General features: G+C 73.8%; 9 protein-coding genes. 3 read left to right on the top strand and 6 right to left on the bottom strand.

Annotated features, from left to right (window positions below; genetic code table 11):
- A partial coding sequence (gene rlmB / locus RT2_RS03990) for a 23S rRNA (guanosine(2251)-2'-O)-methyltransferase RlmB (protein ID WP_218019046.1) occupies positions 1–787 on the top strand: 787 nt, incomplete at its 5' end.
- A 73-nt stretch (positions 788–860) separates the two neighbouring features.
- Here the strand turns inward: rlmB and RT2_RS03985 are convergent.
- Positions 861–1718: a 5-oxoprolinase subunit C family protein gene (locus tag RT2_RS03985; protein ID WP_072843208.1), complete on the bottom strand. Its 858-nt coding sequence runs from the start codon at positions 1716–1718 to the stop codon at positions 861–863.
- 49 nt (positions 1719–1767) lie between these two features.
- Between RT2_RS03985 and RT2_RS03980 the strand changes: the two genes are divergently transcribed.
- Entirely contained in the window at positions 1768–2457 is a 690-nt protein-coding gene (locus RT2_RS03980) for a ZIP family metal transporter (protein ID WP_072843207.1), read from the top strand.
- A 7-nt stretch (positions 2458–2464) separates the two neighbouring features.
- Here the strand turns inward: RT2_RS03980 and soxR are convergent, their stop codons facing one another.
- Complete coding sequence (gene soxR / locus RT2_RS03975) at positions 2465–2875, bottom strand: redox-sensitive transcriptional activator SoxR (protein WP_281244393.1); 411 nt, start codon at positions 2873–2875, stop codon at positions 2465–2467.
- Positions 2876–3013: 138 nt separating this feature from the next.
- On the opposite strand from soxR, the gene RT2_RS03970 reads away from it, so the two are divergent.
- The gene (locus RT2_RS03970; protein ID WP_072843206.1) at positions 3014–4411 is read left to right on the top strand and encodes an MFS transporter; all 1398 of its coding nucleotides are present in this window, start codon (positions 3014–3016) and stop codon (positions 4409–4411) included.
- Between the two features lie 6 nt (positions 4412–4417).
- Here RT2_RS03970 and RT2_RS03965 read toward each other — a convergent pair whose 3' ends face one another.
- The 4 genes from RT2_RS03965 to RT2_RS03950 form a co-directional block, all read right to left on the bottom strand.
- Positions 4418–5029, bottom strand: a complete 612-nt coding sequence (locus RT2_RS03965; protein WP_072843205.1) for a 5-oxoprolinase subunit B family protein — start codon at positions 5027–5029, stop codon at positions 4418–4420.
- Positions 5029–5787, bottom strand: a complete 759-nt coding sequence (locus RT2_RS03960) for a LamB/YcsF family protein (protein ID WP_072843204.1) — start codon at positions 5785–5787, stop codon at positions 5029–5031. Before RT2_RS03960 ends, RT2_RS03965 begins: the two co-directional genes overlap by 1 nt.
- Before the next feature lie 61 nt (positions 5788–5848).
- Complete coding sequence (locus RT2_RS03955; protein ID WP_072843203.1) at positions 5849–6736, bottom strand: metal ABC transporter permease; 888 nt, start codon at positions 6734–6736, stop codon at positions 5849–5851.
- Positions 6733–7560, bottom strand: coding sequence for a metal ABC transporter ATP-binding protein (locus RT2_RS03950; protein ID WP_083577053.1), 828 nt, complete (start codon positions 7558–7560; stop codon positions 6733–6735). Before RT2_RS03950 ends, RT2_RS03955 begins: the two co-directional genes overlap by 4 nt.
- Positions 7561–7602 lie beyond the last annotated feature (42 nt).

Here is a 7602-nt window from a genome sequence, read left to right as displayed (position 1 = left end):
CGGCAGCGCACCCCGCGGTCGCGGCGGCTCGCCCCGCAAGGGCGACGCCGGTCCCGAGAACGTGCTGGGCCGCAACCCCGTCGTCGAGTGCCTGCGGGCGGGCGTCCCGGCGACCGCCCTGTACGTCGCGGTCGGGACCGACAGCGATGACCGGCTCAAGGAGTCCGTGCAGTTGGCGGCCGAGGCCGGCATCTCCATCCTCGAGGTCCCCCGGGGCGACCTGGACCGGATGAGCGCCAACGGGCTGCACCAGGGCGTCGCCCTGCAGGTGCCGCCGTACCGCTACGCGCACCCCGACGACCTGATCGCCGAGGCCCGCAAGCACCAGGAGCGCCCGCTGCTGGTCGCGCTGGACAACATCACCGACCCGCGCAACCTCGGCGCCGTGGTGCGTTCGGTGGCGGCGTTCGGCGGGCACGGCGTGGTGATCCCGCAGCGCCGCAGCGCCAGCGTCACCGCGGTCGCGTGGCGGACCAGTGCCGGTGCCGCGGCGCGGCTGCCGATCGCGCAGGCGACCAACCTCACCCGGACCCTCAAGGACTGGGCGGCCAAGGGCGTCCAGGTGGTCGGGCTCGACGCGGGCGGCGACACCACCCTCGACGAGTACGACGGCACCGGCCCGGTCGTGATTGTTGTCGGCTCGGAGGGCAAGGGCCTCTCCCGCCTGGTCCGCGAGACCTGCGACACGATCCTGAGCATCCCGATGGCCGGACCGGTGGAGTCGCTCAACGCGTCCGTCGCGGCGGGCGTGGTGCTCTCCGACATCGCCCGCCAGCGGAGGCGCTGACGCATCCGTGAGTCCTTTCGGTCCCGCTGGGGCCGAAAGGACTCACTGCGGTCGACCAGGGCGGCCGCGCCCGTCAGAGGGCGAAGCGCACCACGTCGCCGGGCACCAGCTGCCCGGCCGCACCGAGATCCGCGTCCACCAGCACCGCGATCACCGGATAGCCCCCGGTCACCGGGTGGTCCGCCAGGAACAGCACCGGCTGCCCGCCGGCCGGAACCTGCAGAGCCCCACGCACCATGCCCTCGCTCGGCAGTTCACTGTCGCCAAGGCGCGGCAGCGGCGCCGCACCACGCAGTCGCGCGCCCACCCGGTCGGTCTCGGGGGACACCGCCCAGGTCTGTCCGAGCAGCGTGTCGACAGCGGACTCGGCGAACCAGTCCGACCGCGGCCCGAGACGCAACCGCAGCAGGGTCGGCCCCGAACGGACGGGCGGCGGCGGGATGATCTCCTCGGCCGGCCAGTCCGCAGCGTCGTCGCCGACGGGCAGTCGGTCGCCGACCCGCACCGGCGGCGGCCCGAGCCCGGCGAGGGTGTCGGTGGCGCGGCTGCCGAGGGTCGGCGGGACCGCGATCCCGCCGCGCACGGCCAGGTAGCTGCGCAGCCCGCCGACGGCCCGGCCGAGCGCGAGCACGTCGCCGTCCTCCAGCTGCACCCGGCTGTAGTCGGCGCGCGGCGACCCGTTCAGCGTCAGGGGCACCCGTGCCCCCGCGACCGCCACCGTCGCGGACCCCACGGCGCGTACCCGCAGCCCGCCGAGCGTCACCTCGACCGTCGCGGCCTGGGGGTCGTTGCCCACCAGCCTGTTGGCGCTGTCGTGCGAGCCCAGGTCGGCGGCGCCCGATGCTCCGACGCCGAGCGCGCCGAAGCCGGGCCGGCCACGGTCCTGGACCGTGGCGAGCGCACCGGTCCGGATCACCTCGAGCCATGCCATACCTGAGAGTCTCCCTCACCGGCGCCGCGAGCCCCACTACGATCGGCGGATGCTGACCGCCGCGTTGTACGGGCTCGGCACGGCCGTGCCGCTGTTTCTCGGCGCCCTGATCGGCCTGCGGTACGACCTGCCGCGGCCGCTGCTCGCCGCACTGATGGCGTTCGGTGCCGGGACGATGGTCGCGGCGGTCTCCACCGAACTGTTCCAGCCGGCGTTCGACTCCGAGGGTGTGCTGGTGGCCGGGACCGCACTCCTCGGTGGCGCGCTGGTCTACGTGGTGGCCGACCACCTGATCGAGAACAAGTTGGGTCCGGCGGCCCTGGGCTGGGCACTGATGCTCGGCACCCTGCTCGACGGCATCCCGGAGAACACCGCCCTCGGCGTCTCGCTGAGCGGCGGCGGCGGGATGGTGCTGCTGGTGGCGGTCGCGGTGGGCAACGTCCCGGAGGCGGTCGCCGGCGCCGCATCGATGCGCACCCAACCGCGGTTCGACCCGCGCCGGACGCTGCTGCTGTGGGCGGTGACCGCTGTGGTGCTGGTGCTGGTGGTGATCGCCGCGAACGCCGCCGCGGACAACATCGGCAGCCGTCACATCGCGGTGATCCAGGCCTTCGCCGGCGGCGCGACCATCGCCGTGCTCGCGGACTCGCTGATGCCGGAGGCGTACCGGGAGGGCGGCTGGTGGGTCGGCCTCTCCACCGCGGTCGGATTCCTGGTCGCCTTCGCCCTCGGCGGCTGACCGGGCGTCAGAGCCGTTGCGGCCCCGGGCCCTGCTCGCCGAGCCGGTCACCGGGGTTGAGCATCCAGCAGGAGTTGAGCGAGAGGCAGCCGCAGCCGATGCAGCCGGTGAAGTCGTCGCGCAACTGCTGGAGGCGGTGGATCCGTTCGTCGAGCTCGGCCCGCCACTGACCCGACAGCCGCTCCCAGTCCCGCCTCGTCGGGGTCCGCCCGTCCGGGAGGGTGGCGAGCGCCGCCGCGACGTCGGCCAGCGGGATCCCGACCCGGTTCGCCATCCGGATGAACGCGATCCGCCGCAGCACGCTGCGCGGGTAGCGGCGCTGGTTCCCGGCGGTGCGTTCGGGGGAGAGCAGACCCACCGACTCGTAGTAGTGCAGCGCGCTCACGGCCAGTCCGCTGCGCCGGGCGATTTCGCCCACGCCGAGCAGTTCCGTCGCAGCAGGGCGTCGCGGAACCGGAACCGGCGTCGAGCCTGCGTCGGCGGGAACGGGGCCTCCTGTCGGCACGGGACCCTCCGAATTGACCTCGAGTGCACTGGAGGTTTTAGCGTAGCGGTCATGCAGCCGACCGAAACACAGTCCACCCCGCCCGACCGCGGCTGGCGGCAACTGCTCGGCCCGGCCCATCTCGGTCCGATGGTGGTGCTCGCCGGCGGCGTCGCGCTGTACGCGGTGAACATCTATCTCACCGCCAGCCTGCTGCCGTCCGCGGTCGACGAGATCGGCGGCGAGCGGTACTTCGCCTGGGCCACAACCATTTTCCTGGTCGCATCGGTGGTCTCCGCGGTGTTGGTGAGCCGGCTGCTGGCCGGGGTGGGCTCACGCGGGGCGTACCTGAGCGCCATCGGTCTGTTCACGGCGGGCACGCTGGTGTGCGCGGCGGCGCCGGACATGTTCGTGCTGCTGGTCGGCCGCGCCCTGCAGGGTCTCGGCGGCGGGCTGCTCAGCGGCCTCGCCTACGCGCTGATCCGATCGGTGCTGCCGGCCGGGCTGTGGGCCCGCGCGTCCGCGCTGGTGTCGGGGATGTGGGGGATCGGGACCTTCGTCGGGCCGGCCGTGGGTGGTCTGTTCGCCCAGTTCGGCGCGTGGCGTCTGGCGTTCGTCACGCTGGCCGTGCTCGCGGCCGCGCTCGGTGCGGTGGTGCCCCGGTACATCCCCGGCGACCGGCCCGCGGACACCGTGGTGGACGCGGTGCCGGTCCGGTCGATGGTGCTGCTCTCGACCGCGGCGCTCGTGGTGAGCGTGGCGAGCCTGTCCACCCGGGCCGGTGTCGCGGCCGTCGGCGTCCTGGCCGGACTGGCGCTGCTGGTGGTCTTCGTGGTGTGCGAGCGGAGGTCGTCGACGAGGGTGCTGCCCGCCGTCACCTTCGCCGCGGGCAACCCGCTCCGGTGGACCTACCTGACCATCGCGCTGCTGGCGATCGCGTCCACGGCGGAGACGTTCGTGCCGCTGTTCGGTCAGCGGCTCGGCGGGCTGACGCCGGTCGCCGCGGGCTTCCTGGGTGCGGCGCTGGCCGTGGGCTGGACGATCGGTGAGATCTCCAGCGCCGGTGCGGCGCGGCCCCGGGTGGTCCGGGCGGTGGTGGTCTCGGGGCCCGCGATGGTGGCGCTCGGCTTCTTCGTCGCGGCACTTGCCCAGCGGGAGGAGGCGTCCGGGCCGGTGATCGCGACGTGGGTCGCGGCGCTGGTGCTGGCGGGGGCCGGCATCGGCGCCGCCTGGCCGCACCTGGCGACCTTCGTGATGGGCAGCGTCGACGACCCGGGTGAGGGCGGCAAGGCGGCCGCGGCGATCAACACGGTCCAGTTGGTGGCCAACGCATTCGGGGCCGCACTGGCCGGGCTGCTGGTGAACCTCGGCGGCGGGTCGGCGGGGTCGGCGCAGCTGCTGTTCGGGACGTTCGCCGCCGTTGCCGCGGTCGCGGCGCCGACGGCGTGGCGGTCGGCGTCGCTCCGGTAGCCGGGATCAGAGCGCGACGAACCGAACGGTCGCGCCCGGTCGGAGCAGCGCGGGCGGGTCGCGTTCGACGTCCCACATCGGCTCGTCGGTGCTGCCGATCAGCTGCCAGCCGCCGGGCGAGCTGCGCGGGTAGACGCCGGAGAACTCGCCGGCCAGGCCGACGGCACCGGCCGGGACCGCGGTGCGGGGGACCGTCCGGCGCGGGACCCGCAGCCGGGGGTCGCCGCCGACCAGGTAGCCGAATCCGGGCGCGAACCCGGCGAAGGCGACGGTCCAGTCGCGGCCGGTGTGCGCGGCCACGACGCCGCCGGGGCCCAGTCCGGTCAGCTCGCCGACCTCGGCCAGGTCGGGCCCGTCGTAACGGACCGGGATCCGGACCGGCTCGGTCGTCGCGTCGGAGGCGGCTGCGACCGGTCGGGTCTCGGTCAGCCAACGGACGATTCGCGCGCGGTCGGTCAGCGTGCGGTCGAAGCGCACCAGGACCGTCCGGGCGGCGGGCACCACGTCGACGACGCCCGCGATGCGCGCGGCGTCCAGGCCCCGGTAGTGCGCGAGCACCGCGTCGAGGTCGTCGAACTCGGCCAGCAGTGCGCTGTCGCCGACGTCGAGCAGGCGCATCAGACGAACGGCGTCATGTCGACGCCCGACGCGTCGAGCCGGGCGCGGACGGCCGCGGCCATCGCCACCGCGGCGGGGGAGTCGCCGTGCACGCAGACGGAGTCGGCGCGGGTGTGCAGGACACTGCCGTCGACCGCCTCGATCTCGCCGCGCTCGACCAACCGGAGCACCCGGTCCGCCACGAGTCCGGGGTCGGAGAGCACCGCGCCGGGTTCGGTGCGGGGCACCAGCTCCCCGGCCGGGGTGTACGTGCGGTCCGCGAATGCCTCGGCCACTGTTCGCAGCCCGGCGGCCTCCGCCTCGGCGAGGAACACCGACCCGGGCAGCCCGAGCACCGGCAGGGTGGGGTCGTAGGCCACCACCGCGGCCACCACCGCCCGGGCCTGGTCACGGTGGTGGACGATCGTGTTGTAGAGCGCGCCATGGGGTTTGACGTACGCGACCGCGGAGTCGACGGTCTGCGCGAGGCCGTCCAGCGCGCCGATCTGGTAGATCACGTCGGCGGTGAGGTCGGCGGGGGCGACGTCGAGGAAGCGGCGACCGAAGCCGGCCAGGTCCCGGTAGCCGACCTGGGCGCCGATCCGGACGGCCCGCTCGCTCGCCGCGCGGCAGGTGTTCAGCAGCGTCGTCGGGTCGCCGGCGTGGAAGCCGCAGGCGACGTTGGCACTGGTGACGAGGTCGAGCATGGCCTCGTCGTCGCCGAGCCGCCAGGCTCCGAAGCTCTCGCCGAGGTCGCTGTTGAGATCGATGGACGCCATGCCCGAATCCTAGGTGCCGACGGCGCCGACGGTCCCGCGTCGCCGGAGAGTCGGACCGGAGTCAGGCCGCGGCCGTGGTCACGACCCGACCGCTGCTGCGCCCGCGGCGCGCGCCCACCACGCGGCAGATCAGGTAGATCACGAACGAGATGGTGGTGACGAAGGTGGACACCGGGACGCCGGGCGCCAGCGAGAGCAGGATGCCACCGACGGCCGCGAGCTCGGCGAACAGGATGGACAGCAGCGTGGTCCGCAGCGGGTTCGACGTGATCCGCGCGGCCGCTGCCGCGGGGGTGATGAGCAGCGAGAGCACCAGCAGCGCGCCGACGATCTGCACGCCGAGCGCGGCGGCCACGCCGACCAGCACCGCGAACACGATCGACAGTGCCCGGATCGGCACGCCACGGGCCCGCGCGACGTCCGGGTCGGTGCTGGCGAACAGCAGCGGCCGGTACACCACCAGCAGCACCGCGAGGACCAGGACCGCGCACACCAGCAGCAGTTGCAGGCCGCTGTTGCCGACGCCGACGATCTGCCCGACGAGCAGCGAGAAGCTGGTGCCGGTGCGGCCGGGGTAGAGCCACATGAACAGCACGGACAGGCCGAGGCCGAACGACATGATGACGCCGATCACCGAGTCGCGTTCGCGGGCCTTGGCGCCGAGCAGGCCGAACAGCACGGCCGCGACGACCGAGCCGACGATGGCGCCGAGACCCACGCTGAGGCCGGCCAGCAGCGCCGCGGAGGCACCGGTCAGCGACAGCTCGCTGGTGCCGTGCACCGCGAACGACATCTGCCGGCTGATGATCAGCGGACCGATCGCGCCGGCGAGCAACCCCAGGATCGCGGCGGCGAGCAACGCCTGCTGCACGAAGTCGTAGTGCAGCAGGTCGAGGGTGGCCTGCCAGTCGAACATCATCGACAGGGCCTCGGAGAGCTTCTCGTTCATTCGTGGTCCTCGTGGTGGATGCCCTCGCCGCCCGCACTGCCGAGCGCGTCGATGGCGTCGCCCGTGCCCACGACGACCAGTCGCCCGCGCACGTGCAGCACCTCGACGTCGGTCTGGTAAAGCTCCGAGAGCACCTCCGAGGTCATCACCTCGGCGGCGGTGCCGATCCGGAACCGGCCGTCCACCAGGTACAGCACCCGGTCGACGAGCGGCAGGATCGGGTTGATCTCGTGGGTCACGAACAGCACCGCGGTGTCGTGCTCGAGCCGGCGCTGGTTGATCAGGTCGGACACCCGGTGCTGGTTGGCCAGGTCCAGGCTCAGCAGCGGCTCGTCGCACAGCAGCACCCTGGGGTCGCCGACGAGGGCCTGCGCCACCCGCAGTCGCTGCTGCTCGCCGCCGGACATCGAGCCGACCGGGGCGTCGGCGTAGGCCTGCGCGCCCACCTGGGTGATGGCGGCGTCGACGATGGCGCGGCGGGCGCGACGGTTCCGCAGCCCGGTGCCCCAGCGGTGGCCGTCGACGCCCAGGCCGACCAGGTCGCGCCCGCGCAGCGGCAGGCCCTCGTCCATGGTCTTCTGCTGCGGGATGTACCCGACGTGGGAGTTTCCGGTGCGCGCGGGCGTGCCGGCGATCCGGACGCTGCCGCCGGAGAGCGGGACCTGGCCGAGGAGCACCTTGAGCAGGGAGGTCTTGCCGGACCCGTTGGGGCCGAGCACGGCGATGAACTCGCCGGGACGGACCTGCAGGTCGAGGCCGGACCACAGGGTTCGGGGTCCGTACGCCAGCCGGGCTCCGTTGAGTTCGACGGCGGGTTCGGTCACGGGGCCTTTTCGGGTGTCGGGATTCGGGTTCTCGGGTTCGCG

It is taken from the genome of Rhodococcus tukisamuensis NBRC 100609, assembly GCF_001894985.1.
Classification (GTDB): domain Bacteria; phylum Actinomycetota; class Actinomycetes; order Mycobacteriales; family Mycobacteriaceae; genus Rhodococcus_G; species Rhodococcus_G tukisamuensis.
Note: the sequence above shows the minus strand (reverse complement) of the source record. Positions and strands in the feature narration are given on the sequence as shown.